This window comes from Pseudonocardia broussonetiae, from assembly GCF_013155125.1.
Classification (GTDB): Bacteria; Actinomycetota; Actinomycetes; order Mycobacteriales; family Pseudonocardiaceae; genus Pseudonocardia; species Pseudonocardia broussonetiae.
This window is the reverse complement of the sequence record NZ_CP053564.1, coordinates 6876625-6900851: the sequence shown is the minus strand read 5'-3', so window position 1 is coordinate 6900851 and position 24227 is coordinate 6876625. Positions and strand designations below refer to the sequence as shown.

At 72.0% G+C, this 24227-nt stretch carries 24 protein-coding genes and 3 pseudogenes; 12 read left to right on the top strand and 15 right to left on the bottom strand.

What is annotated here, in order from left to right; all coding sequences use genetic code 11:
* Window positions 1-15 precede the first annotated feature (15 nt).
* Entirely contained in the window at window positions 16-351 is a 336-nt protein-coding gene (locus HOP40_RS33295) for an NIPSNAP family protein (protein ID WP_172167087.1), read from the top strand.
* Window positions 352-366: 15 nt separating this feature from the next.
* Here the strand turns inward: HOP40_RS33295 and HOP40_RS33290 are convergent, their stop codons facing one another.
* On the bottom strand, window positions 367-1068 hold the full coding sequence (locus HOP40_RS33290; RefSeq protein ID WP_172167085.1) for a FadR/GntR family transcriptional regulator: 702 nt from the start codon (window positions 1066-1068) through the stop codon (window positions 367-369).
* A gap of 415 nt (window positions 1069-1483) precedes the next feature.
* On the opposite strand from HOP40_RS33290, the gene HOP40_RS33285 reads away from it, so the two are divergent.
* The 4 genes from HOP40_RS33285 (at window position 1484) to HOP40_RS33275 (ending at window position 4009) form a co-directional block, all read left to right on the top strand.
* A complete protein-coding gene (locus tag HOP40_RS33285) occupies window positions 1484-2689 on the top strand; it encodes an LLM class flavin-dependent oxidoreductase (protein WP_172167083.1) in 1206 nt (401 codons plus the stop codon).
* Window positions 2690-2930: 241 nt separating this feature from the next.
* Window positions 2931-3212, top strand: a complete 282-nt coding sequence (locus tag HOP40_RS33280; RefSeq protein ID WP_172167081.1) for a YciI family protein — start codon at window positions 2931-2933, stop codon at window positions 3210-3212.
* Between the two features lie 26 nt (window positions 3213-3238).
* A complete protein-coding gene (locus HOP40_RS36540) occupies window positions 3239-3367 on the top strand; it encodes a hypothetical protein (RefSeq protein ID WP_267460504.1) in 129 nt (42 codons plus the stop codon).
* Between the two features lie 96 nt (window positions 3368-3463).
* A complete protein-coding gene (locus HOP40_RS33275; RefSeq protein ID WP_172167079.1) occupies window positions 3464-4009 on the top strand; it encodes a cupin domain-containing protein in 546 nt (181 codons plus the stop codon).
* Window positions 4010-4450: 441 nt separating this feature from the next.
* Here HOP40_RS33275 and HOP40_RS36535 read toward each other — a convergent pair whose 3' ends face one another.
* Window positions 4451-5167, bottom strand: a complete 717-nt coding sequence (locus tag HOP40_RS36535) for an alpha/beta fold hydrolase (RefSeq protein WP_172167076.1) — start codon at window positions 5165-5167, stop codon at window positions 4451-4453.
* Between the two features lie 546 nt (window positions 5168-5713).
* On the opposite strand from HOP40_RS36535, the gene HOP40_RS35685 reads away from it, so the two are divergent.
* Window positions 5714-6106, top strand: a complete 393-nt coding sequence (locus HOP40_RS35685) for a TSUP family transporter (protein ID WP_275691324.1) — start codon at window positions 5714-5716, stop codon at window positions 6104-6106.
* 95 nt (window positions 6107-6201) lie between these two features.
* Here the strand turns inward: HOP40_RS35685 and HOP40_RS33255 are convergent, their stop codons facing one another.
* The 13 genes and pseudogenes from HOP40_RS33255 to HOP40_RS33200 all read right to left on the bottom strand — a co-directional run bounded on the left by HOP40_RS33255 (window position 6202) and on the right by HOP40_RS33200 (window position 17065).
* A complete protein-coding gene (locus HOP40_RS33255) occupies window positions 6202-6546 on the bottom strand; it encodes an IS110 family transposase (protein ID WP_205347013.1) in 345 nt (114 codons plus the stop codon).
* 499 nt (window positions 6547-7045) lie between these two features.
* Window positions 7046-7471: pseudogene (locus tag HOP40_RS36675) on the bottom strand (transposase); the annotation flags it as partial.
* An 83-nt stretch (window positions 7472-7554) separates the two neighbouring features.
* Window positions 7555-7605: pseudogene (locus tag HOP40_RS36670) on the bottom strand (hypothetical protein); the annotation flags it as partial.
* Window positions 7606-7690: 85 nt separating this feature from the next.
* A pseudogene (locus HOP40_RS36665) lies at window positions 7691-7849 on the bottom strand (LLM class flavin-dependent oxidoreductase); the annotation flags it as partial.
* Between the two features lie 84 nt (window positions 7850-7933).
* On the bottom strand, window positions 7934-8908 hold the full coding sequence (locus HOP40_RS33240; protein ID WP_172167074.1) for an LLM class flavin-dependent oxidoreductase: 975 nt from the start codon (window positions 8906-8908) through the stop codon (window positions 7934-7936).
* A gap of 155 nt (window positions 8909-9063) precedes the next feature.
* The gene (locus HOP40_RS33235) at window positions 9064-9513 is read right to left on the bottom strand and encodes a Rieske (2Fe-2S) protein (protein WP_172167072.1); all 450 of its coding nucleotides are present in this window, start codon (window positions 9511-9513) and stop codon (window positions 9064-9066) included.
* On the bottom strand, window positions 9510-10577 hold the full coding sequence (locus HOP40_RS33230; protein WP_172167070.1) for an amidohydrolase family protein: 1068 nt from the start codon (window positions 10575-10577) through the stop codon (window positions 9510-9512). Before HOP40_RS33230 ends, HOP40_RS33235 begins: the two co-directional genes overlap by 4 nt.
* Window positions 10559-11641, bottom strand: coding sequence for an amidohydrolase family protein (locus HOP40_RS33225; protein WP_172167068.1), 1083 nt, complete (start codon window positions 11639-11641; stop codon window positions 10559-10561). Before HOP40_RS33225 ends, HOP40_RS33230 begins: the two co-directional genes overlap by 19 nt.
* Window positions 11642-11655: 14 nt before the next feature.
* Complete coding sequence (locus HOP40_RS33220; protein ID WP_172167065.1) at window positions 11656-12405, bottom strand: enoyl-CoA hydratase-related protein; 750 nt, start codon at window positions 12403-12405, stop codon at window positions 11656-11658.
* A complete protein-coding gene (locus tag HOP40_RS33215) occupies window positions 12402-13619 on the bottom strand; it encodes a CaiB/BaiF CoA transferase family protein (protein ID WP_205347012.1) in 1218 nt (405 codons plus the stop codon). The genes HOP40_RS33220 and HOP40_RS33215 overlap by 4 nt, the downstream gene beginning before the upstream one ends.
* The gene (locus HOP40_RS33210; protein WP_172167063.1) at window positions 13616-14764 is read right to left on the bottom strand and encodes a CaiB/BaiF CoA transferase family protein; all 1149 of its coding nucleotides are present in this window, start codon (window positions 14762-14764) and stop codon (window positions 13616-13618) included. The genes HOP40_RS33215 and HOP40_RS33210 overlap by 4 nt, the downstream gene beginning before the upstream one ends.
* Entirely contained in the window at window positions 14761-15867 is a 1107-nt protein-coding gene (locus HOP40_RS33205; RefSeq protein ID WP_172167061.1) for an acyl-CoA dehydrogenase family protein, read from the bottom strand. Before HOP40_RS33205 ends, HOP40_RS33210 begins: the two co-directional genes overlap by 4 nt.
* 1 nt (window position 15868) lies before the next feature.
* Window positions 15869-17065, bottom strand: coding sequence for an acyl-CoA dehydrogenase family protein (locus tag HOP40_RS33200; protein WP_240157409.1), 1197 nt, complete (start codon window positions 17063-17065; stop codon window positions 15869-15871).
* Between the two features lie 628 nt (window positions 17066-17693).
* Here HOP40_RS33200 and HOP40_RS33195 point away from each other — a divergent pair.
* The 6 genes from HOP40_RS33195 to HOP40_RS33170 are packed head-to-tail and all read left to right on the top strand — an operon-like array spanning window position 17694 to window position 24221.
* Window positions 17694-19244, top strand: coding sequence for a sigma-54-dependent Fis family transcriptional regulator (locus tag HOP40_RS33195; RefSeq protein ID WP_172167056.1), 1551 nt, complete (start codon window positions 17694-17696; stop codon window positions 19242-19244).
* Window positions 19245-19260: 16 nt separating this feature from the next.
* Window positions 19261-19587 (top strand): NIPSNAP family protein, encoded by a 327-nt coding sequence (locus tag HOP40_RS33190; protein ID WP_172167054.1) that lies wholly within the window; start codon window positions 19261-19263, stop codon window positions 19585-19587.
* Between the two features lie 9 nt (window positions 19588-19596).
* Window positions 19597-20370, top strand: coding sequence for an enoyl-CoA hydratase-related protein (locus tag HOP40_RS33185; RefSeq protein WP_172167051.1), 774 nt, complete (start codon window positions 19597-19599; stop codon window positions 20368-20370).
* 2 nt (window positions 20371-20372) lie between these two features.
* The gene (locus HOP40_RS33180) at window positions 20373-21527 is read left to right on the top strand and encodes an acyl-CoA dehydrogenase family protein (RefSeq protein ID WP_205347011.1); all 1155 of its coding nucleotides are present in this window, start codon (window positions 20373-20375) and stop codon (window positions 21525-21527) included.
* Window positions 21520-22596: an acyl-CoA dehydrogenase family protein gene (locus HOP40_RS33175; protein ID WP_172167047.1), complete on the top strand. Its 1077-nt coding sequence runs from the start codon at window positions 21520-21522 to the stop codon at window positions 22594-22596. The genes HOP40_RS33180 and HOP40_RS33175 overlap by 8 nt, the downstream gene beginning before the upstream one ends.
* Window positions 22593-24221 (top strand): AMP-binding protein, encoded by a 1629-nt coding sequence (locus tag HOP40_RS33170; protein ID WP_172167045.1) that lies wholly within the window; start codon window positions 22593-22595, stop codon window positions 24219-24221. Before HOP40_RS33175 ends, HOP40_RS33170 begins: the two co-directional genes overlap by 4 nt.
* Window positions 24222-24227: the final 6 nt, after the last annotated feature.

Here is a 24227-nt window from a genome sequence, read left to right as displayed (position 1 = left end):
ACCGGAGGAAGCGACATGCTGTTCGAGCTGAGGGAGTACACGGTCGTGCCGGGCAGGCTGCCGGCCCTGATCGCCCGGTTCAACGACCACACGCTGGGGCTGTTCGACAAGCACGGCTTCGACGTCGCGTTCATGTCACACACCGAGTTCGGCGAGAACAGCCTCGGCGAGGTCGTATACGCCGTGCGCCGGGAGTCCTACCAGCAGATGCAGGACGGCTGGTCGAAGTTCCTCGCCGACCCCGAGTGGCAGCGGGTCAAGGCCGACAGCGAGCGGGACGGGCCGCTGAACGGGGCCGTGCGCCGCAGACTGCTCAACACCGCGCCGTTCGACGCCGGCCGGGAGGCGTAGGCGTCACCGGGCGGTTCAACGCCGCCACAGCACCGGGCGTGACACCAGGTCCCTGTGCTTCTTGTGCCAGTAGCCGTCGGCCTCGTCCAGGTGGTTGCGCATCAACTGCTCGGCGCAGTCCGCGTCGTTGGCCCGGAGGGCCTCGATGATGCGAGTGTGTGCGTGGGCCGCCGCGACGTAGCGCCGTGGCGAGTAGGTGACACCGCCCGCGATACCGTCGGCGACGCTGCCGAGACTCTCGACGAACACCTGAAGCACGACACTGCACGCGGCTCGCGACAGCGTCGAATGAAAGATCCGGTTCTGCTCCTGGAACACCTCGGGATCGGGGCTCTCCAGGACCACGCGGACGGTCCGCTCCATGAGGTCCAGGTCCGCTTCGGTGATCCGGGTGGCCGCCAGCCGGGCGATCGTGGGCTCGAGCGCGCGCCGCGCCTGCATCACGTCGTCGAGCGAGGCGTCCTCGAACTGCAGGATGAGGCTGAGGGCCTCGCTCAGGTCCTCCGGGCGGGGGCGGCGCACAACCGGCCCTCCGCCGGGCCCCGGACGCAGCGTGATGACGTTCCGGGTCTCCAGCAGTCGCAGCGCCTCCCGGATGGTGGAGCGTCCGACGTCAAAGCTCTCGATCATCTCCTTCTCGGTGGGCAGGACGCTGCCAGCCGGGAGCTTGGCGTCCACGATGTGGCTCGCCAGTTCGCGGGCGATGACCTCGGACATCTTCGGGCTCCGCCGGCCGCCGGTGTACGCGTCCGTCCCCATCTCGACACCCTCTCGCTCATAGCACCTCGGGCCGTTCCCGAATAGCTGCGCATGATGATGATAGGCAGCGCTGGCCCGCGGCGGGGACGCCCCTCGTGCCCCTTCGAGCCTGCCGGTCCGGTATTCGCTGCTCACGGCCCTCGCCGTCGCCATCTTCGAGCGCGTCGGTACCCCTGATCGTGCCGCTCACAGGTCCGCTGTGTCGCAGATTCGGACAGGTACCAGCCGGATCGCGCGGCTAGCGTTCGCCCCGGCTCAAGCTTCGATCGGTCTTGCACGAAGACCGTCGACGGCCGCAGGGACACGGAGTGATCGGTAGTCCGGGGTCTGCTTCCAAGGATGCCCTCACCGAACCCGATGGAGGAGTAAACACGTGAAGTTCATCTATTTCATGCTCCCGGCACTTCCGGCGACGGAGAGCGAACGGGAGGCACTGCGCCCGATCGGCCACAAGACCGAGAAGTGGCAGCAGATGCTCACCGAGGTGCGTGAGCTGGCCAAGATGGCCGACGACTACGGCTTCGAGGCGATCTGCTTCCCCGAGCACCACCTGCACACCGAGGGCATGGAGATGGGTGGGCCGAGCTCGCTCTACCTCGATGTCGCGCACCACACCAAGAACATCAAGGTCGGCCCGGTCGGTTACGTGCTGCCCAGCCACAACCCGGTCAAGCTGGCCATCGACACAGCGTGGCTGGACCAGATGACGCAGGGCCGGACCGTCGTCGGCATGGCGCGCGGCTATCAGGAGCGCTGGTTCAACGCGATGACGCAGCTGCTACCGGTTCAGACCGCGACCAGCGACGCGAGCGAGCGCGACAAGCTCAATCGCGAGCTGTTCGAGGAGGTCTACCGGATCCTCAAGCTGGCCTGGAAGGACGAGCCGTTCAACTACGACGGGAAGTTCTACAAGTTCCCGTTCCCGTACCCGGCCTCCCCCTGGAAGGCGGGCGACTACACCCGCCGGTTCGGTGCGGACGGCGAGATGGGTGAGGACGGCCTGCTGCACAACATCTCCGTCGTGCCCAAGCCGTACCAGAAGCCGCACCCCAAGCTGTTCCAGGCGTTCTCGATGAGCGAGAACACGATCCGTTGGACAGCCCGTGAGGGGATCAGCCCGGTCATCCTCACCTCGATCCCCGAGGACTACCGCAAGATGGTCGAGGCCTACCAGGACGAGGCGGGTCAGCACGGCCGTGACCTCGCACTCGGTGAGGACACCGGAGTACTGCGGTCCGTCCACTTCGGACGCAACAAGGACGAGGCGATGCGCCAGGCGCAGCGCGGGGTGTCGGGTACCGGCTGGCGAGAGTTCTGGGGCCACCACGGCTTCTACGAGGTCTTCCGGCGCGCCGGCGAGACTGGTGACGTCCCCCAGACGATCGAGCGCATGGAGGAGTCGCACTACCTCTACGCAGGCGAGCCGAACGCGGTGGCCGACAAGATCCACGAGCTGGCCGACAACGGCAACCCGGAGTACTTCGTCTGGTGGTCCGACCAGGGCATGTTGCCCTTCAACGAGGTCCGGCGGAACCTGCAGCTCTTCGGCGAGAAGATCATGCCCCAGTTCCCCGGCTGATCGCCGGCTGACCACGGCCCATGCTCCGTGATCGTCGCAAAATAGTCTCGGTCGACCGCGGTGCCGCCGTCGTCAGCGTCGACGCTGTGCGACGGCCCAGGGCCGGGTCGGGGACGACTGGCCGCAGAGGCTCACGGCGATGCTCGCCTACGCGGGCACCAAGGGCCGGCTCACCGACGACGGTGGCGGAATCCGGGCCCACACCGAGTGGGACTGATCAACCTATTGCAAGGAGACCGACATGGCGTTCTTCACCGTGGTGTGGCGCTACACCGACGACATCGCGCTGATCGACGAGGCGCGCGGCCCGCACGGGGCCTATCTCAAGGATCTGATCGCATCGGGTTCGTTGCGCATCGCCGGCCCGTTCGAGGACGGCACCGGAGGCATCCTCGTGTTCGAGGTCGCCGACCAGGCGGAGTTGAAGCCGCTGCTCGACAACGATCCCTACGTCGCGCGGGGCGTGGTCGTCGACACGCAGATCTACCCGTTCAAGCCGGTCCTAGGCGCATTGGCGGCTTGAGGACGATGTCCGCGCGACATGCACCCGTGGGGTCCATCGAGGTCGGGGGCGGTGCCTCGGTCTCGGCGACCGCGATGTTCCCGGCGTCCAGCGAGGCGTTCCGGGTGGTGGTCGACGTCGGCTTCGGGGACATGACCATCAGGCACCGCTGGTGAACCGGATCGACGCGGTGCCGACGGTGCGCTCATCGCCGCCGGCGTCGACGTCCTCGTCCGATAGCGATCCGCCCACTCACAACAGGAGGAGAGTTCATGGCGTTCGACGCCAAGGTGGTCGTCACCGACCGGACCGGCGACGGCAGGTCGGTGTTCGCCAAGGAGGCTCGACTCGAGCCGTCGTCCGTGATGGTCATGCCCGGGTCGGAGCTCTACAACATCTGGGGCACGGGTGACGGCACCCCGATCGTCGGCGCGGGTGACAACCCCGCGACGGTGCCGTTCCCGTTCTTCCCCGGGCCGGGCGGCACTCGGTTCATCATCGTGCGGTTCGCGCCCGACTCGACTCCGCCCACCGATGCCGGGATGGACGAGGTCGTAGCGGAGGCCGAGCAGAAGCAGCCCGGCCTGATCGGGGTGTTCGAGCCGGATGCCCCGGGGATGCACACCACGGACAGCATCGACTACGGGATCTGCGTGGACGGTGAGATCTGGCTCGAGCTCGACGACGGCGCCGAGGTGCACGTCACGCCGGGCACCTGCGTCGTGCAGCAGGGGACCCGGCACGGGTGGCGCAACCGCAGCGACCGGCACTGCACGATGGTCTACGTACTGGTTGGAGCCGAGCGCAAATCCGGCTGAACCCCTGACGGCGACACCCGCCCGACCCACTGGGTCGGGCGGGTGTGGCCATGTCCGGGGATCTAGTCCCTGAGGTGGTCGAGCACCAGCGGCACGACCGTGTCGAGCTGCTCCCACTGCGGGACGTGTCCGGACCCGGCACGATCTCGACGCGGGAGCCCGCGATGGCGACCTGGAAGTCGTGCGCGTAGGTCGACGAGATCAGCTTGTCGTCCTCGCCCCACAGGATCAGTGTTCGCGCGGTGATGCGGTGCAGCCGCTTCTTCAGGCCTTTGTCGGGTATGGGCCAGACGAACTTCCCGGTGGCCCCCAGCGCCCAGATGGAGTCGGCCATGGCGACGGCGATGTCCTTCGGGTCACTGGGCAGGGTGAGGAAATCCTGGACGGGCGCCGCGTCGAGGTTGCTGAACAGCGTCGCGACCAGGTCGGCCTGCGACATCATCATGTAGGGCGCGACCGGTTCGTCGTCGCGCCAGAGCCCGATGGGTCGATGAGGACGAGGTCGCTGACCCGGTCTGGCCGCAGCGCGGCGAGCTCGCAGGCCATCATCCCGCCGAACGAGCTGCCGATGACCGGCACCGAGTCCAGCCCGAGCCCGTCGAGGAGTTCGTCGTAAATCAGGATGAGGTCCCACAGCGTGTCGACGAGGCGCAGGCCGCTGTAGCTCGCTCGCCGCTCGACGTAGCACACGTCGACACCCTCCCTGATGGCGAGCTGCACGGTGTCGCCGCAGCGGTTGCGCAGGTCGTCGATCACCGGGGCGCTGGCCGTTCGCAGCCGCAGGTCGGTGGCGGCAGCGTGGCCGAGCGCGCACATCATGAGGCTCAATCGGTAGGTCCCGTCGGCGGGATCGCGGTCGAGCAAACCCTCGGCAGTGAGCGTCTGCAGCAGCCGGTGGACGGTGCTCTTCCCGAGACCGAGGGTGCGGGCCAGCTCACGCACGCCTCGGTCGCGCGGCCCCGTGGCGAACGCGCACAGCAGCCGCGCGGTGCGGGCTGCCGAGGATGTTGAAGGATGCCGGGCCGGCGCCCGGTTCCCGTCGTGGTCGTTGATCGACACCGCCTGCCCCGGTTCACTCGGCACTGCCGTTCCTGACCCACAGGATGTGCCGTCGAGGTTCTTGCGGTGGCGAGATGTAGCGAACTCGGACAGGCGCACAGCCCACCGCCGTCGCCCCGCGGCCATGACCACCCACATGCGGTGCGGGTACTGGCCCGGGCCTGGGTCTATGTGTTGTGGCGTTGCTGGCAGGACGGCGTGGCCTACGACCCCGACCGCCACGCCGGGCTGCAGAAGCTCATCCCCGTCTCCGGCCCGGCAGTCGAACTGCAGGAGGCGGCGCTGGTCGCGGTGTCGTGAGGGTTCCTACGCTGGGCGGATGAGCGACATCGGGGGGCGGGCCGTTTCGGCCGGGGTGGAATCGGACCGTTCATCACCGCTGTTCGATGCCGCCGCGGCTGCGGCGCCACAGACACCGGCGCGGTTGCTGGCCGCGTTCCTCGCCGGCGCAGGTGTCGGGGTCCTGGGCGGCATGATCGGACTCGGTGGCGCGGAGTTCCGGCTCCCGTTGCTGATCGGGATGTTCGGGTTCGCCGCGCTCGCCGCGGTGATCCTGAATAAAGCGCTTAGCCTGGTCGTGGTCCTCGCCGCGCTACCCGCCCGCCTGATCGCGGTGCCGTCGACCAGGTCGCGCCGCACTGGGCGGTGGTGCTCGACCTGCTCGCCGGGAGCCTGGTTGGGGCCTGGCTCGGCGCGACCTGGGCCACCCGGCTGCGTTCGGCCACGCTCTACCGGGTCCTGGCCGTGCTGCTGCTGGTGATCGCCGCGGTCCTGCTCGCCACCCACTTCGCCACGATTCCGTCCCCGAACCTGGCCGGGCCGGCGCAGATCGTGGTCGGCGTTCTGGCCGGTGTCGGGATCGGCGTGGTCGCGGCGTTGATGGGCGTCGCCGGTGGTGAGCTGCTGATCCCGACCATCGTGTTGCTCTACGGGCTTGACATCCGCATCGCCGGCAGCCTGTCCTTGGCCGTCTCGCTGCCCACGATGTTGGTCGCGTTCGCTCGCTACAGCCGCACCCACCGGGTCGGGCTGGCGTAGAGGTGCGCGGCCCAGGGGTTGGCGTGGCGGGAGGAGGACGAAGGCGTCGAACCGGTCGTCCTTGTTCCCCGGCTGATCCGTAGCGGCCGCGCAGGTTATGGACCTGGTTGGGGCTGATCCACCACGACGGTCAGGCCGGCGGCGAGCAGGGCGTCGACGACCTGGCCGTCACCGCGTTCGATCGCGACCTCGGCGACACCGGCGCGGCGCAGCCGTCCGACGAGCTCGCGGAGCCCGGCACCGCCGGCGTCGACGAGGTACTGCTCGATGACGGTGCCCTTGTCGTTCACCACGGCGACGGCGTGATCGGCGGTGGCCCAGTCCACGCCGGCGGTCAGCCCGCCGGGTGGGAACTCCGGCAGCACTGTCGCCGGCAGCGCTGTCGCCGGCAGCGCTGTCGCTGGCTCCGAGGGGTGGTCGGTGGTGGGGGAGTGCGGCATGTCGTCCTCCGGTGCTCGAGGTCGCACCCGCCGGCCGGGGATCTGGGTCGCGGCTCCCGCATCGCTCACTGTTCGGCGCTCGTTGTTGGCGCTCAGCCCTTGTCGACGGTCCGCGCGACCCAGGTGACCACCAGGTCCCGCACTTCTAAGGGCGGACGTCGGCGTGCGCGTCGGCTTAACAGGGCGGTGACCGGTGGCACCTCGGGTGCATCGGCGGCCATGGCGACCGCCGACACCGGCTAAGGGTGGACCAGTGGGCTTCGCACGGCCTGTCTCCCGGTCAAGGGCGCTCAGCTGCGCTGCGCGTCACTGCGTGACAGCCCTGGCGGGCTGCCCTGGACAACCCCATGTCAATCTCGGTGGGTCGTTTTCCGGCGCTTCGAGTGTCCGCCGTCCTCGGTGGTGTCAAGGCCGGGGCCCTTCGGGTGGCCTTCGGCCAGCCTGGACACCACCTGCGGGCGGCTGGGGCTGGCCGCTGTCGGGAACGAGCCAGCCCTGGTCAGGACGCCATGGGTGCGGGCTTGGGGGTGCCGGTCTGTGGGTGGCGTGCGGCGACCGCGGCGAGGTGTCGGGCCTGGTCGTAGGGGGTGTGGTCGTTCCAGCAGCGCCAGATGATCCGCAGCCAGGCGCGGGCCAGGACCCGGACGGCGTGGGCGTGGTTGAGGCCGCGACCTCGGGCTCGGGTGTAGGTGTCCTGGGCCCAGGGGTGGGCGGCGCGGCTGCCGTCGGCGAAGTCGACGACAGCCTGGCGCAGGCGGTGGTTGCAGCCGCGGCGGAAGGTGACGTAGTGGGCCCGTCCTGAGGCGCGGGTGGAGGGGGCGATGCCGGCCGCGGCGGCGAGGGCGTCGTCGGTGGGAAACCGGGCGCGGACGTCGCCGATCTCGGCGAGCAGGGTCGCGGCGCGGACGGTCCCGGAGCGGGGCAGGCTGGTGAACACCGCCTGATCGGCGTGCGCGTCCAACGCCGCGGCGATGTGCGCCTCGAGCGCAGGAACTCCTGCTCGTCGACGCCGCGACCCAATCCGACCTCGAGGCGCCCGCCGGTGAGGTAGTCGAGCATCGCGGCTTCCTCGGCGAGCCGGGCGCGGGTCGTGGAACGGGACGATGTTGGCCATGACGCCCAGGCGGACCCGCTTCGTCAGCCTCGCCACCGTCGCCACCAGGAGGTTGGGGGACGGACTCACGTTGTAGGCGGTGAAGTGGTGTTCGCTGAAGAAGATGCCGTCGAACGCCTGCTCGTCGGCGCGCAGCCACGACTCGAGGTGCCAGTCGTACAGCTCCGCGCACTTCGCCGGGTCGAACATCTCGGGCCGCGGGTCGTGCGGGTAGTTGAAGATGTCGAAGATCCAGGTCTTGACCATTCAGGTCCTCACTGGGCGCGCAGGCGATCAAGCGTGGACGGCGGCGGCGAAGGCCTCGAGCTCGTGCGGGATGTCCGGGCCGGCCGGCTGGTAGGCGATCTCGGTGCATCCGCCCGCTTCCAGCTTGGCGAGCTTGTCGCGCCACTGGGACGCCGACAGCGCCAACCCGCCCTTGACCAGCAGGTCGCCGGTGACGAACGGCCTGTCGCGCTCGTTCACGGCGACCAGGTGCCGGTCGTGCAGGGCCAGGTGGCGCTTCTCGGGCGGCACGTCGTCGTAGGCCGCAGCCCACTCGCGGCCCCGCTCCGGCATCAGCTCGTCGATCGCGCCGTGCTCGACCGCCCAGTGCAGTACGACGCTCAGGCCGTGGCCGGCGGCGTCGACCACCCGCTGCGACCCGGGGTCCTCGCCCTCGTCCAGCACCGTCCCGAAGTCCAGGATGACGCTCGAGGCGAAGTCCGGGTTCGGGACCAGGATGGTGAGCACCTCGGCGCCGAGATCGCGGGTGACCCCGTAGCCCTTCGGCCCGTTGGCGGCGACCACCCAGGAGACCTCGATCGGCCGGGCCGGGGCGTAGCGGTCGTTCGGCGCCAGCATCGTCATGATGCCGCCGTCCCACTCCACCTCCTCGCCGCGCAGCAGAGCCTGCACGATGAGCACGTACTCCTTGACCTTCGCCCAGGGAATGGGCCGCTTACCCATGGAGAGCCGCCCGGTGAACCCGGAGCCGACGCCGACCATCGTGCGGTCCGGGCCGGCCACCGAGGCCAGGGTTCCGATCGCGGAGGCCGTCACCATCGGGTGCCGCAGGCTCGGGATCAGCACGCCGGGCCCGAGCACGATCCGCTCCGTGCGATCCGCGGCCCGGCAGAGCTGGACCCAGACGTCGGGATAGAGCGCGGGTGAGTCGTAGAAGAATGCCCGCTCGTAGCCCAACGTTTCCGCGATTCGGGCGTGCTCGTGGCTGTCCAGCGAGGTGGCGAACGCGCATGAGATCTTCACGCAGAGCCTCCAGATCGGTATATCGGGTCATTCGGAGGACGAGGTCGAGCGCGCCCGGAATCGACACGGCCACGTGCCGCGGAACGAGCTCGAAGCCCTTCGTGACACTAACTCGATCCGACCCGAACGAGTGTCCGATCGCCGGACATCGGCGATCAGACGTGCACCACGACGAACTCGCCGTCCCTGGTCACCGGGTAGGTCTCGGCCGAGTACGGGCCCCGCGCCCGGCCGGCCGGTTCGGCGCCGCAGGCCAGCAGGTCCGCGCCGGGCTCGACGCCCACCTGGTAGCTGCGCACGCGGGCCCGCACCGGGTCCACCCACGACCGCCCGGTGCGGATGTCGAACTCCCACTGGTGCCAGGGGCAGCGGAGGAACTCGCCGCGCCGCTCGTAGGTGTACCGACCCGGCGCGGACGAGCTGACGAAGCCGGAGAGCACGCCCTCGCACAGCGGACCGCCGGCGTGCGGGCAGGCGTTGCGCAGGGCGAAGTAGCGGCCGCCGACGTTGAACACCCCGACCGACCGGCCGGCGACATCGACGATCTTGCGGCCGCCCGGTGGGATCTCCGTCGCGGTCGCCACCACGTACGCCCTGGCCGTCACGGGGCGAACCGGTACTGGGCGTTGGCGTTGTCGAACATGATCCGCTGGTGCAGGTCGGCCGGCACCCTGGTCTGGAACGCGCGGTGCGGGTTGTCGAAGTCCCAGTGCGGATAGTCGGTGGAGAACATCAGGACGTCCTGGCCGATGTCGCGGATCAGCGGGACGAGGTCGGCGGGACGCTCGGGCTCCTCCATCGGCTGGGTGGTGATCCGGATCCGGTCGCGCAGGTAGTGCGAGGGCGGGTGTTCGAGGTCGGGCACCTCGTCGCGCAGCCGGTGGTGCAGAGCGTCGAGCCGGTGGCCCAGCGCCGGCACCCAGGCGAAGCCGCCCTCCATGAGGACGACGCGCAGGTCGGGGAACCGGTCGAAAACCCCCTCCATGATCAGGCTGATCACCTGGGCCTGGAAGGCGACGGCCAGCGACGTGTGGTCCTCGATGTAGTAGGACGGCCAGCCCGCCGCTGTGACGGGCCCTGGGGTGGTGGACGCCGCGTGGATCCCCACCGGCAACCCGGCCCGCGTGGCCGCCTCGTAGATCGGCCAGTAGTGCCGCTTGCCCAGCGGCTGCTGGGTGCGCGGGAACAGCAGCACCTGAACGAACCCGGGGTGCGTGGCGGCCCGGTCGATCTCCGCGGCGGCGAGGCCGGGGGACTCGAACGGCACCGTGATCGAGGCCCGGAGACGGGGGTCGCGCTCCAGCCAGTGCTCGACCTGCCAGTCGTTGACCGCCGTGGCCAGCGCCGCCCCGTAGGCGTCGTAGCGCTGCTCGGATGCCCGGTAGAGGCAGTTCAGCACCGCGTAGTCCACGCCGTAGGCGTCCAGCAGCTGCGCACGCATGAAGTCGAGGTCCGAGCCGGGCAGGCCGCCCGACGGTGGCCAGGCGTCGTGCCGGCTGGCGAACCGCGCGGCCTTGGGATAGGCGTAGCCCTTGGCGAACGGCGAGAACGTCCGCGATCCGACCAGCTCGAGGTGCCGGCGCCAGCGGGCCGGCAGATAGGGCAGCAGCGCGGCGTCCGAGGACACCGCGTTGTGCACGTCGCAGTCGATCAACCCGTTGGTGCGCATGAGGCGGCCTCCTCGGGCAGCCCGTAGAGGCGGGCCGCGTTGCCGTGCAGCACCTGTGCCCGCTCGGCGGGGGACAGGTGCCCCAGCAGCGTGCCCTGCCCGTCGCCGTGGTGCCAGTGCGGGTAGTCGCTCGCGTGCAGGAGCATCTCGGCGGACCCGATCTGCGTCAGGAACCGGTCGATCCACTCCGGGGCCGGGTCGGACGGACCGTCGAAGGGGGCCACGGTGAGCAGGACGTGCTCCCGGATGAGCTGCGAGGGCGGCCGGTCCACCCACGGCACCTCCCGGCGCAGCGCCTTCCAGTTCTTGTCGAAGCGCCACATCAGCGAGGGCAGCCACGTCACGCCACTCTCGAGCAGCACCACCCGCAGCCCCTGGTGCGCCGCGAAGACGCCCTCGGACACGAGGCTGGTCAGCTGCGACTGCAGGGTCAGCGCCGCGCCGGCGTAGTCCTCGATGTAGTGCGAGGACCAGCCGACCGGCGAGAGCGCGTTGGCCCCGGCCACCCCGGGATGGATCGCGACGGCCATCCCCGCCGCTTCGGCGGCGGCGTAGATCGGCCAGTGCGCCCGCTGACCCAGCGGCACCTGGGTCGAGGCGAGCAGCAGGACCTGGACGAAGCCAGGGGTGCCCGCCCTCCGGTCGACCTCCTCCGCCGCCGCACGCGGATCGTGCGGCGAGACCACGACGGAGGCCCGGAAGCGCGGGTCGGCGGCCAGCCAGGTCGCGGCCTGCCAGTCGTTGAGGGCGCCGGCCAGCGCCGTCGACCAGTCGGCGTTGTGCAGGGCCTGCACTGCGTAGAGGCAGTTGAGGACGGCGTGCCCGGCGCCGGGGCCGTCGAGGACGTGGGCGCGCACCGTGTCCGGGTCGGACCCCGGCAGGCCGTCGCCACGGCGCGCCTCGGGCCGGGCCGACAGCGGCATCCCCGCCGGGTAGAAGGCGGGATCGAAACCGTCGACGCCGCTCTCCACGCAGTAGTCCACCCAGCGGTCGGCGAGGAAGGGGAACAACGCCGCCAGGTCGGGGACCGCGTTGTGCACGTCGCAGTCCACGAATCCGGTCATGGTGCACCTCCGTGTCAGGTCGCGGACGCCTTCGCCCGCCTGCGGAACGACCACATCTGCGGTCCGCGCTCGATCTCGAGCCCCACGTCCCACGACGTCGCGGGCGGCCCGGCCTCGCGACGGAAGGAGGCGGTCATCCGCCGGGCCAGCGCCGGGTCCTTGCCCAACCGGGCGGCGACCTGCAGCGCCGTCGCCTCGACATCGGCGTCGTCGACCGCCTGCCACGCGAGCCCGAGGGCGGCAGCCCGCTCGCCGTCGATCTCGTGGCCGAACAGCCCGACCGCGGCAGCGGCGTCCCGTCCCGCCGCCCGGCTGAGCAGCGTGAAGTGCCCGCCGCCAGGATGCACCCCGATGCGCAGGAAGCCCGAGATCAGGCGCGCGTCGCGGGCGACGATGCGCAGATCGGTGGCCAGGGCGAGGTTGAGCCCCGCGCCGACCGCGGCCCCGCGCACCGCGGCGATCGTCGCCGTCCGGCACCGACCGACGCGCAGGAACGAGCCGTAGAGGGCGTCGATGTCGCGCTGCGCGTCGTCGTCCAGCGGGTCCCGGGCGGCCTCGCCCAGCACCCCGAGGTGCGCGCCGGCGCAGAACGATCCACCGGACCCGCGCACCACGGCCGCACCGACGTCGTCGCGGGCGTCGATCTCGTCGAATGCGGCCTCCATCTCGCGGGCCATCTCGACGGTCAGCGCGTTGCGGCGCTCCGGTGCGGCAAGGGTGACGACGGCGATCCCGTCACTGATCTCCCAGCGGACCTCGGTCATGACCGGTTCTCCTTCTCCACGACGACGACGCCCGCCTCGGCGAGCATGGCGATCTCCTCCGGGCCGTACCCGAGCTCGGCGAGCACCTCGCCGCCGTGCTGGCCCAACCGTGGCGCCGGGCGCGGCCGGTCCGGATGCGTCCCGTCGAACGAGATCGGGAACCGGGCCAGCCGCAGCGGGCCCTCGGTGGGGTGCTCGACCTGCTCGAAGAGCCCGACCGCATCCAGGTGCTCGTCGGTGAAGAGGTCGGGCACCGAATGCACCGGCGCCGCCGGGATCTCCGCCCCGCTCAGCACGGCGAGCCACTCGGCACTCGGCCGGGCCAGCAGCTCCTTCTCGACCAGCTGGTAGAGCTCGTCGATGTTGCGGGTCCGCTCGGTGATCGTCCGGTACCGCGGTTCGGCCGCCAGGTCGGGCCGTCCGATCAACGCGAAGAACGTGCGCCACTGCGCGTCGGTGTAGACCATGACGCTCAGGTAGCCGTCGGCGGTCCGGTACGGCTTGCGGTACGGCGAGGCCGTCCGGGCGTAGCCGGCCGCGCCGCGGGGCGGATCGAAGACGTAGCCGCCCTGCTGGTCCAGCAGCGTGAAGGTGACCATCGACTCGAGCATCGGGACCTCGATCTCCTGGCCACGGCCGGTGCGTCCCCTGGCGAAGAGCGCCGCGCTGATCGCGCTGAGCGCGAGCAGCCCCACCGTCTTGTCGGCCACCGGCGTACGCACGTACGCGGGCTCGTCCGCCGTGCCCTGCACCGCAGCCAGCCCGCAGCTCGCCTGGATCACGTCGTCGTAGGCGGCCCGGTCCCGGTACGGGCCCTCCCTGCCGTAGCCGCGGAGCGCGCAGTAGACCACCGCGGGGTTCACCGCGGCGATCTCGTCGTAGCCGATGCCCAGCCGGCGTGCTGCCTCCGGGCGCACGTTGTGCACGACGACGTCGGCGGTGGCCACGAGACGCAGCAGCACCTCACGGCCGGCCGGGGCCTTCAGATCCAGCGCGACGCTGCGCTTGCCCTGGTTCGCGTTGAGGAACACCGGGCCCATCCCGGCGCCGCGATCGTCGCCGATGTAGCGGACCACGTCCCCGGTGGGCGTCTCGACCTTGACCACCTCGGCACCCATCTGGGCCAGCAGCAACGTGCAGTAGGGACCCATGAACGTCGAGGTGAGGTCGACGACCGTGATCCCGTCGAGGGGACCTGCGTGCGGCGCCGTCACAGGATCCACGGTTCCTTCCCGGCTGCCACGTCGGCCAGCACCTGCTCGGTGTGTGCGCCCAGCGCGGGCGCCGGGCTGCGCATGGTGCCCATGACGGCGCCGTCGCGCAGCACGGGGAACAGGACGTGGCGCCCGCGGTCGCTGTCCGCGACGACCCCGCGCGCCCGCACGTGCGCGGAGCGGCTGGCCTCACCCACGGACAGCACCCGGTGTGCCGGGACGTCGGCCGCGGCGAACGCGGCCAGCCAGTCGACGGCCGGACGGGCGCGCACCGCGCGGCGCAGCAGCGCGACGAGGTCGTCGCCGTGCGCGCGCCGCCCCTCCGCGGAGCCGAAGCGGGGATCGGTGAGCGCCGGGACCTCCTCGGCGAGCAGCGCGGCGAGCCGCTCCCAGAAGTGCTCCTCGACGGCGCCGATCGCGATCCGCACGCCGTCGGCGGCTTCGAACAGGTCGTTCGACGGGTGCAGGTGCGTGCTGCTCGGGCCGCGGTCGTCCAGGCGCTGGTCGGCCCTGGTACTGGCGAAGGACAGGGCCGCGTCGGCGATCGCCAGGTCGAGGTGGGTACCTTCGCCCGTGCCCCGGCGCCGGTACAGCGCGGCCAGGATCGCGATGGCCGCGTAGGTGGACGCCGCCAGGTCGCTCACCGGTACCCCCGGCCGGGGCGGTGCGCTGTCACCCCAGCCGCCGGGGAAGGACAGCAGCCCGCTGGCCGCAAGGTAGGTGACGTCGTGGCCGGGGACATCGCGCAGCGGACCGGTCTGCCCGAACCCGGAGACCGAGCAGTAGACGATCGACGGGTTCACCGCGCGCAGCGCCGAGTAGGACATGCCGAGCCGGTCCGCCACGCCGGGGCGGAAGCCTTCCACCAGCACGTCGGCCCCGGCGGCGAGCCCGCGCCCCAGCGCCTGCCCCCGGTCGGTCTTCAGGTCGAGGACGACGCTGCGCTTGTTGCGGTTCGCCGCCTCGTGCAGGGCACCGGGCAGCTGCCGCCCCGCGTCCCCGCCCGGACCCTCGATCTTGATCACCGTAGCGCCGAGGTCGGCCAGGATCTGGGTGCAGAAGGGACCGGGCAGGTACGCACTCAGGTCGAGCACCCGCACCCCGGTCAGGAAGCCGGGAGGCGCGGGCGGCGGAACGGCCGTCATCGGGCGGCCACCGCGGCCGACCGGCCGGTCAGCAGGTCCCACAGCCCGTCGGGGCCGGCGCTCGTGACCCGCGCGCCCAGCTCGGCCGCCCATTCGGACTCGGCGCCGTACTCGTCGCGCCACGCCATGAGCCTGCGCGTGTGCAGGTGAAGCTCGTGCTCGGTGGTGAAGCCGATCGCGCCGTGTACCTGGTGCCCGACGGCGATCGCGACGGACGCGGCCTGCCCCGCACAGATCTTCGCCGCCATCACGGCCTCGGCTGCGCAGCCGCCATCGTCGAGGACGGCCACGGCCAGGTCGGTCATGGCCTGCGCCTGCTCGACGGCGCCCGCGAGCGCGGCGATCTGCTGCTGGACGGCCTGGAACCGGCCGATCGGACGGCCGAACTGCTCGCGCTCACGCGCGTACCCCACGGTCAGGTCGAGCACCCGGCGCAGCGACCCGACCATCAGCAGGGCCCGGCCCAGCGCCCCCCGCAGCACCGCCGCGGACGGGTCCGGGCCGTCGGCGGGCAGCGGCGTGCACGCGACGCCGCCGGCGGGCAGCACGAGGGTGTCGCGCGGCTCGGCGGCGAGGTTCGTGCCGGGTTCGACGGCACAGTCGCGCGGGTCGACCGCCGCGAGCACGACCCGGCCCGGATCCCCCGGCGCCGCGGTGAGGAGGAGGACCTGCCGGGCGGCCCGCGCCCACGGGACGCCGCAGAGCCGGCCGTGGACGCGGAGGCCGGGACCGTCGGGCGCCAGCGTGGCGGATGCGGCGGCGGCGGACGGCACGACGGTGAGCGGGCCGGGCGGCACCGCGAGCCCGGCCGCCGCGAGCGCCCAACCGGCCAGCAGTGCGGTCTCCACCAGCGGCACCGGGGCCGCCTGGTAGCCGCAGGCCTGGGCCACGACGGCGAGGTCGCTCACGTCGCCCCCGGAGCCGCCCGCCGATTCCGGAACGGAGACGAGGGTGAGCCCGGCCTCCTCCAGGAGCGCCCACAGGCCGGGGCTCCACCCCTGCCGGGCCGCATCGGCGCGGGCGGAGGGCGCCCGGTCGGTCAGCAGCCTCGCCACGGTCGCCCGGAGCAGATCCCGCTCGTCCCCCTCGACGGTTCCCGGCATCTCAGGCATCTCGGGCCCCCAGTCCGCGCGCGACCAGTCCGCGGAGGATCTCGTTCGTCCCGCCGCGCAGCGTGAACGACGGCGCGGCGAGCTGGGCCGCGCGCAACAGTCCGGGCAGCGCGCCATGGTCGGCGCGGCCCGGTCCGCGCTGGGACGCCCGCCGGGTGATGTTGATGATGTCGCCCTCCAGGCGGGTGCCGAGGTCCTTCACCAGCGCGGCCGCGGTGTCGGTCGGGCTGCCCCGCTCGAGGAGATCCTGCACGCGCAGCGACAGGCTGCGCAGGGCCCAGAGCCGGGCGGTCGCCGAGCCGATGTCGGCCAGCGCGGTCTCGCCGTCCACCGTCCCGCCGGACACCAGCTCGGCGAGCAGCGGAAACGTGCTGAGGTAGCGCTCCGGGCCGCTGCGCTCATGCGCCAGCTCCGACATCACGCCACGCCACCCGTCCCCGACCCTGCCGACGACCATCCCGTTCGGCACGTCGACGTCGTCGAGGGTGACCTCGGTGAAATGCGACTCGCCGGTCATCACCTCGATCGGCCGCACCGCCACACCGGGGGAGTCGAGCTTGATCAGCATCTGGCTGAGCCCGGCGTGGCGGTCGCCGTCCGGTGCCGCGGTGCGGACGAGCGCGAGCAGGTAGTGGCTCCGGTGGGCGTGGCTGGTCCACACCTTGCGCCCGCTCACGCGCCAGCCGGTCGCGGTGGGGACGGCGCGGGTCCGGACCGATGCGAGGTCCGAACCGCTGTCGGGCTCGCTCATACCGGCGGCGATGAACAGCCTGCCCCGCGCGATGGCCGGCAGGAACGTCCGCTTCTGCTGCTCGGTGCCTGCGCGCAGCAGCAGCGGCCCGGTCTGGCGGTCGGCGATCCAGTGCGCGGCGACCGGCGCTCCCGCGGCGAGCAGCTCCTCGATCACGGTGAACCGCTCGCGCGCCGAGTGCCCCCCGCCCCCGTAGCGCTGCGGCCAGGTCATCCCGAGCCAGCCGCGGTCACCCAGCTTCCGGCTGAACGCCACCGAGTGGCCCTGGATCCAGGAGTCGCACGTCGGTCGGAAGGAGGCCGCAGCCAGCTCCTCGGCCAGGAACCGTCGGACGTCCGTGCGAACCTCGGCGATCGTCGCCTCCGGTGTCGTCATCTGGAGCCCCTCATGTCGAGAGCCGATGGTCAGGCGAGAGGTATAACTGCTGATCATGCGCATCATATGAGTGGTGCTCGGACTGCTGTCAAGGTTCGCCGGGGAGATGCCGGGGTGGGAAGGGGTGACCGGAGGCGGATTTCGGCCAGGGTTCTGAACTGCGGGAACGTCGACTTCGCCGGCGTTTCGGGCGGCTCGCGGGCGGCGAACGGAGCACCCCGAGGCGGCGCGTTCCGGTAACGGGAACACTTCTTGACAGACTTCGTCACACCCTGAGAGATTGCTGTTCATCAACCGCAGACATGCAAGCATGCAACGGGGAAGTACGGCCGTTTCCGGCTCCTGACCGGGCCGGAGCGGCGGCAGTGCGACAGGGCGCGGGCGGACGGCGCCCGGAAGGACACGGCCCGAGACGGATTCCATCACAGCGAGGTGGCTGAACGTGAACCTTGCCCTCCAGCCCGGCCCGGATCTGCACGAGCCGCTCCACTCCGACCTGGTCGGTGCTCAGCGGCCCACCGGGCTCCGACCCGAGATCGCCTTGTCCTGGGAGCGGTCGGCCCGCAACGGGGTCGAGCGCGACGGTGTCGACGTTGCCCGTGGGCCCGGTAGCGATCGTCCCAGTCGGCTCCTGCGGGCGGCCGAGCCGGTGATCCAGCGGTTGGCGCAGCGGCTCGAGGGGGAGCCGTTGGTGATCATCCTGGCCGACGCCGAAGCGCGGGTCGTCGTGCGCCGGGCCGGCCGGGAGGACGTTCGGGACTGGTGCGACAGGCTGCTCATCGTCCCCGGTTCCCGGCTGGCGGAGGAGGCCATCGGCACGAACGCGGTCGGGTGCGCGGTCGAGGAGCGGCGCCCGTTCGTGGTGGCCGGCGGCGAGCACTACCGGGAGAACCTGCGGCTGTTCAGTGCACGCGCGGTCCCGGTGCGGCACCCGGTGAGCGGCGTGATCAAGGGCGCCCTCGCCCTCGCGTGCCGGACCGAGGACGGCAGCGTGTTGATGCTGCCCCTGGTCGAGGAGGCCGCGGCGCGGATCGAGGCCCGCCTCGGCGACGACACCACACGGCAGGAGCGGCTGCTGCTGGACCGATTCCTGCAGACCACCCGCCGCTCCGCGGCAGCCGTGGTCTGCCTCAATCGCGACCTGCTCATCAGCAACACCCTCGCCGGGCCGCTCGTCAGCCCGGCCGACCAGCCGTTCCTGTGGGACTGGGCCTCGCGGGTGCTCGCTGCCCGCGACGAGTACTGCGGCGAGCTGCGGCTGGCCGGTGACGTCGTCGTGCAGGCGCGGTGCACGACCGTGCGGGAGGAGGAGGTCGTGGCCGGGATCCTGATCGAGATGCGGCCGCACTCGGCCACCCTGCGCTGCGCCGGTCGTACCGTGCGGCCGCACCGCCCGGCCGGGCCGAGCGACGACAGCCCGGTCCCCGGCCGCAGCGCCGCGGCCGAGCGGGTCCGGCGCGAGCTCGCGGCCGTGGCGCAGGCCCGGCGGCCGATCCTGATCTCCGGCGAACCGGGCACCGGCAAGGCCTTCCTGGCCCGCCACCTGCACGAGCGGGACGGGGCGACCGGCTCCGTCACGGTTCTCGAGACCGGGCAGTGCCGGGACGATCCACGGGCCTGGTTCGAACGCCTGCGGGCGGGCCTGACCGTCCAGGGGACGCTGGTGCTGCGCCAGATCGACGAGCTGCCCGTCGAGCTGGCCTCGCGCGCGGTCGGCCTGGTCGAGCGCGTCGACGGGCGGATGGTGCGGGTGATCGCCACTGCTCGCCTGGCGGACAGCGACGACGGGATGACCCGGTTGCGGGACTGCTTCCCGGCGCGGTTGCAGCTGCCGCCGTTGCGTCAGCGGGCCGAGGACGTCGCCGACATCGCGCGGGTGCTCGTCCGCGATCTCGCGGACCGCTCGCCGCCCCCCCGGCTGGAACCGGCCACGCTGCAGAACTTCATGGGCCAGGTGTGGCCGGGCAACGTGCGGGAGCTGCGCGCGGTGCTCAGCAGCGCGCTGCTGCGTTCGGCCCGGCGGGACATCGCGATCGAGCACCTGCCACCGGAGTACCGCGCCGCGCCGATCAAGCACCGGTTGACGTCGCTGCAGCGGGTCGAGCGGGAGGCGCTGCTCAACGCGCTCGACGACAGCGGCGGCAACAAGCAGGCCGCGGCCGAGCTGCTCGGCATCGCTCGCTCCACGCTCTACCGCAAGATCAGGATCTTGGGCATCGACGGCCGTTGTCTGAGCGGCTGACACCAGAGGGAGCCACGTGCTGTACGAGCTGAGGGAGTACACGGTCGTTCCGGGCAGGCTGCAGGCCCTGATCGCCCGGTTCACCGACCACACGCTGGGGCTGTTCGAGAAGCACGGCTTCGACATCGCGTTCATCTCGCACACCGAGTTCGGCGAGAACAGCATCGGTGAGGTCGTGTACGCCGTGCGCTGGGAGTCCTACCAGCAGATGCAGGACGGCTGGGCGGGCTTCATGGGCGATCCCGAGTGGCAACGGGTCAAGGCCGACAGCGAGCGGGAGGGCCCGCTCAACAGCGCCGTGCGCCGCAGGCTGCTCAACACCGCGCCGTTCGACGGCCGGTAGGGGCGGGCGATGGGTGAGTTCGAGTTCCTGCGCTGGTCCGCCGACGGGCACGTGGGGACGGTCTGGCTGGACCGGCCTCCGGTGAACGCGGTGAACCAGCAGATGTACGCCGAGATCCGCGAGTTCTTCGCGCACCTCGACGTGCACCTGCCCGCCGCCAGGGTCCTCGTCCTGACCGGGCAGGGCCGGCACTTCTGCGGGGGCAACGACCTCGAGGAGTTCCAGACCATGGACCCCGGCAACGCCCCCGACCGGATGCGGCTGGTCCGGGAGGCGTTCTGGGCCATCTACGACGCACCGCTGCCGGTGATCGCCGCGGTGCACGGCGTCGCGGTCGGCACCGGGCTCGCGCTCGCCGCGTCCTGCGACCTGATCGTCGCCGCCGAGGGTGCGAAGCTCGGCACCCCCGAGATCAACGTCGGGGTGATGGGCGGCGCCAAGCACCTGTCCCGGCTGCTCCCGCAGCCGCTGGTGCGGCTGCTGCACTTCACCGGCGAGCCGCTGGCCGCCGAGGAGTTCGTGCGGTACGGAGGCGTGCTCACGGTGGTGCCGCGGGAGCGGCTGCTCGACGAGGCCTACGCGCTGGCCGCCCGGATGACCCGGCACAGCCCGATCGCGCTGCGCTACGCCAAGCAGAGCCTCAACGCCATCGAGTACGCCGACCTCAAGGGCGGCTACGAGTACGAGCAGGGCCTGACCGGGGAGCTGTCCGCCCACGCCGACGCGAAGGAGGCCGTCAACGCCTTCTTCGAGCGCCGCCCACCGCAGTACACGGGGTCGTGAGGGTGGCCGTCGAGGAGGTCGCGGCGTTCCGGGAGAGGGCCAGAGCCTGGCTGGCCGAGGCGGAGGTCCCCGGCACCCCGCTGGGCCTCGACGAGCGGTTCGCGGTGCACCGTCGCTGGCAGCGCACCCTCTACGACGCGGGCTTCATGGGCATCGCCTGGCCGCGGCGGTTCGGCGGGCAGGGGCTCACCGCACAGCACCAGTTCGCCTTCGTCGACGAGCTGGTCCGCGCGCACGCCCCGGCCCCGATCGGGCTGATCGGCCTCGACGTGGTCGGCCCCTCGATCCACGCCTTCGGCACCGACGTGCAGCGCGAGCGGTTCCTGCCACGGCTGCTCTCCGGCGCGGACATCTGGTGCCAGGGCTTCTCCGAGCCGGGCGCGGGCTCGGACCTGGCGTCGCTCAGCACCAGGGCCGAGCCCGATGGGGACGAGTTCGTGGTGACGGGTGCGAAGGTGTGGACCAGCTGGGCGCACGAGGCGGCCTGGTGCGCTCTGCTGTGCCGCACGAACCCGACCGCGCGCAAGCACGAGGGGATCTCCTACCTGCTGGTCGACATGGCCTCGCCCGGCATCACAGTGCGGCCGATCACCCAGATGACCGGCGACGCGGAGTTCAACGAGGTCTTCCTCGACCACGTCCGGGTGCCGCGGGCGAACGTGCTCGGCGAGGTCGACGGCGGCTGGCGGATCGCGCTCGACACGCTCGGCCGGGAGCGCGGCAGCTACACGATGCGCCGCCGGGTGGAGCTCGAGGCCGGGCTGGCCGACGCCGTCGCGCAGCTGCGGACCGCGCCGCCGGCGCGGCGCTCCCATCCCCGCGTGCTGGAGGAGATCGGGCGGGCGCACGTCGCATTGCGCGTGCTGGAGGCGCAGACCCGCCGCACGCTGACCCGGATGCTCGACGAGTCCGGCGCCGGCCCGCTCGACTCGGTGGACAAGCTCGTGCTCAACGACGCCGAGCAGGTGGTCTGCCGCGCGATCGCCGAGCTGCTGGGTCCGTTCCGGGTGGTGCCGCAGTCCCGCCCGCTCGGTCTCGACGCGGGCCGCTGGGTGCACGACCACTACTACTCACGGGCCGCCTCCATCTACGGCGGCACCTCGCAGATCCAGCGCAACATCGTCGCCGAGCGACTGCTGGGGCTGCCCCGTGGCTGAGCGGCAGGGCGGGGACGACCTGGTGTCGTCGGTCGCCGCGTTCCTGGACAGGGCGCTGCCTCCCGAGCGGCACCGCGCGATCCTGGCCGCGGGCGGTTGGGACGAGGGCCTGCACGCCGAGCTGGCCGCGCTGGGCTGGGCCGAGCTGACCGCCGACCCCGACGACGGCGGCCTGGGCGTGTCGCCGGCGGAGCTGGGAGGTCTGGCCGGCCTGGTCGGGGAACGGCTGGTACCGGGGCCACTGGTCGAGCAGCTCGTGCTGCCCGCGCTGCTGCCGGGGGCGCTGGCCGGCGCGCGGCTGCCCGCGCTCGCCGACCCGGCGGTCACCGTCGACTGGGCCGCCGACGTGGGTGGCCTGCAGCTGTGCGGGGGCACCCTGTCCGGCGTGGTCGAGCTGGTCCGGTTCGGGGCGCAGGCCGACGTGATCGTCCTGGCCGCCGACGCCGGGCCCGGCGAGCCTGCGGTCGTGGTGCTCCCCGCCGGGGATCCGGAGCTGCGGGTCGACGAGCGGGCCGGCGCCGACCCCTGCGCCCGGTACGCGCGGGTCGCCGTGGCCGAGCGGCCGGTGGCCGCCGGCGAGGTCATGGCCACCGGACCGGCCGCGTTCGAGCTGCTGGCCGGGGTCCGGGCCTGGCTCCGGATCCTCACCGCCTGCGAGCTGGCCGGGATCGCCCGCCGGGTGCTGGCCGACTCCGTCGCCTACGCCGGACAGCGCGAACAGTTCGGCCGTCCGGTCGGCAGCTTCCAGGCGCTCAAGCACATCCTGGCCACGATGGCGCAGCTCTCGCTGTCCCTGGACGCGCTGTGCGAGGCGGCGACGGCCGATGCCGCCGGGCAGGATGCGGCGGCGCTCGAGCTCACCGGTCTCACGGTCAAGGCGTGCGCCGCGCAGAGCGCGCGGCAGGTCTGCGAGGACGGGCTGCAGGTGCACGGCGGCATCGGGTTCACCACCGAGTACGACCTGCACTGGTACCTGCGCCGGGCGCTGGCCCTGCGCAGCTGGTACGGCGACGAGCGTGAGCTCGCCGGCCTGATCGGCGCCCGGCGCCTGGGGGTCGAGACCGCATGATCACCCCGGCCCGGCTCCCCCCGGAGCTCGTCGCGCACTTCACCGACCGCGGGCTGTGGCGGGACACGCTCACCGACTCCCACCTCGCCGCGCACGCCCGCGCCGACGGCGCGCGCCTGGCGGTCGTCGATCGCGATCGCAGCGTCAGCTACGCCGAGCTGGACGCGCTGGTGAACCGGACCGCGTCCGCGCTGCGGGCCAGGGGCATCGACCGCGGCGACGTCGTGGCCTGGCAGCTGCCGAACTGGGTCGAGGCGTTCGCCGTGCACCACGGCGCGATCCGGATCGGCGCGGTCAGCAACCCGATCATCCCGATCTACCGGCACCGCGAGATGGAGTTCATCCTGCGCCAGTCGGGAGCGAAGATCGTCATCGGGCCGAGCGTGTTCCGCGGGTTCGACCACGCGGCGATGCTGGTCCAGCTCCGCGACGAGCTGCCCGCGCTGCGCGACGTCGTCGTGGTCGGCGGGCAGGCACCGGCGGGCGCGCTCCCGTTCGCGGAGCTGCTCGCCGCCGGGAGCGACGGACCACCCGCCGCCGAGCGCGGCGCCAACGACGTGACGGTGCTGCTCTACACCTCCGGGACGACGGCGGACCCGAAGGGCGCACTGCACACGCACAACACCCTGGACTACGAGAACCGCAGCATCATCGAGCTGTTCGGCCTCGGCGGCCACGACGTGGTGTTCATGCCGTCACCGGTCGCACACATCACCGGGGTGCTCTACGCGCTGCAGTTGCCGTTCATGCTCGGCACGCACGTCGTCCTGCAGGACGTCTGGGAGCCAGGGCGGGCGCTGGAGCTGCTGGAGCGGCACCGGTGCAGCTTCACGGTCGCCGCGACCCCGTTCCTGCACGGCATCCTGCACCACCCGGATCGCCCCCGATTCGACCTCGGCTCCTTCACCACGTTCGCGTGCGGCGGGGCGGACGTGCCCCCCGAGCTGATCCGGCACGCCACCAGGGAACTGGGGTGCATGGCCGCGCGCGCCTACGGGTCGACCGAGTTCCCCACGCTGTCCGCCGGCAACGCCGCCGACCCGGTGGAGAAGCGCGCCACCACGGACGGCAGGCGGATCGGGGCGGCCGAGGCGAAGGTGCTCGGCCTCGACGGGCGCCCGGTCGCCCCCGGTGTCGCCGGCGAACTGTTCGTCCGCGGGCCGGAGCTGTTCGTCGGGTACCTCGACGCGGGGCTCGACGAGGAGGCCTTCGACGCGGAGGGCTGGTTCGCCACGGGTGACCTGGCCGTGCTCGATGCGGAGGGCTACGTGCAGATCACCGGCCGCCGCAAGGACATCATCATCCGGGGCGGGGAGAACATCTCGGCGAAGGAGGTCGAGGACCTGCTCTTCGAGCATCCTGCGGTGCGCGAGGTCGCGGTCGTCGGAATGCCCGACCCGGTGCTCGTGGAGCGGATCTGCGCCTACGTCGTCCCCGAGGACGACGCCGCCGTCGAGCTGGCCGACCTGGTGGCGTTCCTGCGCGGGCGGCGCATCGCCAACCAGAAGCTGCCCGAGCGGCTGGAGGTCGTCACCGAGATGCCCCGGACGGCCAGCGGCAAGATCCAGAAGTTCCGGCTGCGGGAGGACGTCCGGCGACGGCTCACCGAGGGCGTCGCGTCCTGACCGGGC

Excerpts from the sequence above, each read along its gene's own strand:
- HOP40_RS33225 (WP_172167068.1), bottom strand. The coding sequence starts at position 11,641 with ATGACCGGATTCGTGGACTGCGACGTGCACAACGCGGTCCCCGACCTG.
- HOP40_RS33295 (WP_172167087.1), top strand. The coding sequence starts at position 16 with ATGCTGTTCGAGCTGAGGGAGTACACGGTCGTGCCGGGCAGGCTGCCG.
- HOP40_RS33275 (WP_172167079.1), top strand. The coding sequence starts at position 3,464 with ATGGCGTTCGACGCCAAGGTGGTCGTCACCGACCGGACCGGCGACGGC.
- HOP40_RS33210 (WP_172167063.1), bottom strand. The coding sequence starts at position 14,764 with ATGACGGCCGTTCCGCCGCCCGCGCCTCCCGGCTTCCTGACCGGGGTG.
- HOP40_RS33220 (WP_172167065.1), bottom strand. The coding sequence starts at position 12,405 with ATGACCGAGGTCCGCTGGGAGATCAGTGACGGGATCGCCGTCGTCACC.
- HOP40_RS33230 (WP_172167070.1), bottom strand. The coding sequence starts at position 10,577 with ATGCGCACCAACGGGTTGATCGACTGCGACGTGCACAACGCGGTGTCC.
- HOP40_RS33200 (WP_240157409.1), bottom strand. The coding sequence starts at position 17,065 with ATGCGCATGATCAGCAGTTATACCTCTCGCCTGACCATCGGCTCTCGA.
- HOP40_RS33170 (WP_172167045.1), top strand. The coding sequence starts at position 22,593 with ATGATCACCCCGGCCCGGCTCCCCCCGGAGCTCGTCGCGCACTTCACC.
- HOP40_RS33255 (WP_205347013.1), bottom strand. The coding sequence starts at position 6,546 with ATGCCGCACTCCCCCACCACCGACCACCCCTCGGAGCCAGCGACAGCG.
- HOP40_RS33205 (WP_172167061.1), bottom strand. The coding sequence starts at position 15,867 with ATGCCGGGAACCGTCGAGGGGGACGAGCGGGATCTGCTCCGGGCGACC.
- HOP40_RS33290 (WP_172167085.1), bottom strand. The coding sequence starts at position 1,068 with ATGTCCGAGGTCATCGCCCGCGAACTGGCGAGCCACATCGTGGACGCC.
- HOP40_RS33185 (WP_172167051.1), top strand. The coding sequence starts at position 19,597 with ATGGGTGAGTTCGAGTTCCTGCGCTGGTCCGCCGACGGGCACGTGGGG.
- HOP40_RS33280 (WP_172167081.1), top strand. The coding sequence starts at position 2,931 with ATGGCGTTCTTCACCGTGGTGTGGCGCTACACCGACGACATCGCGCTG.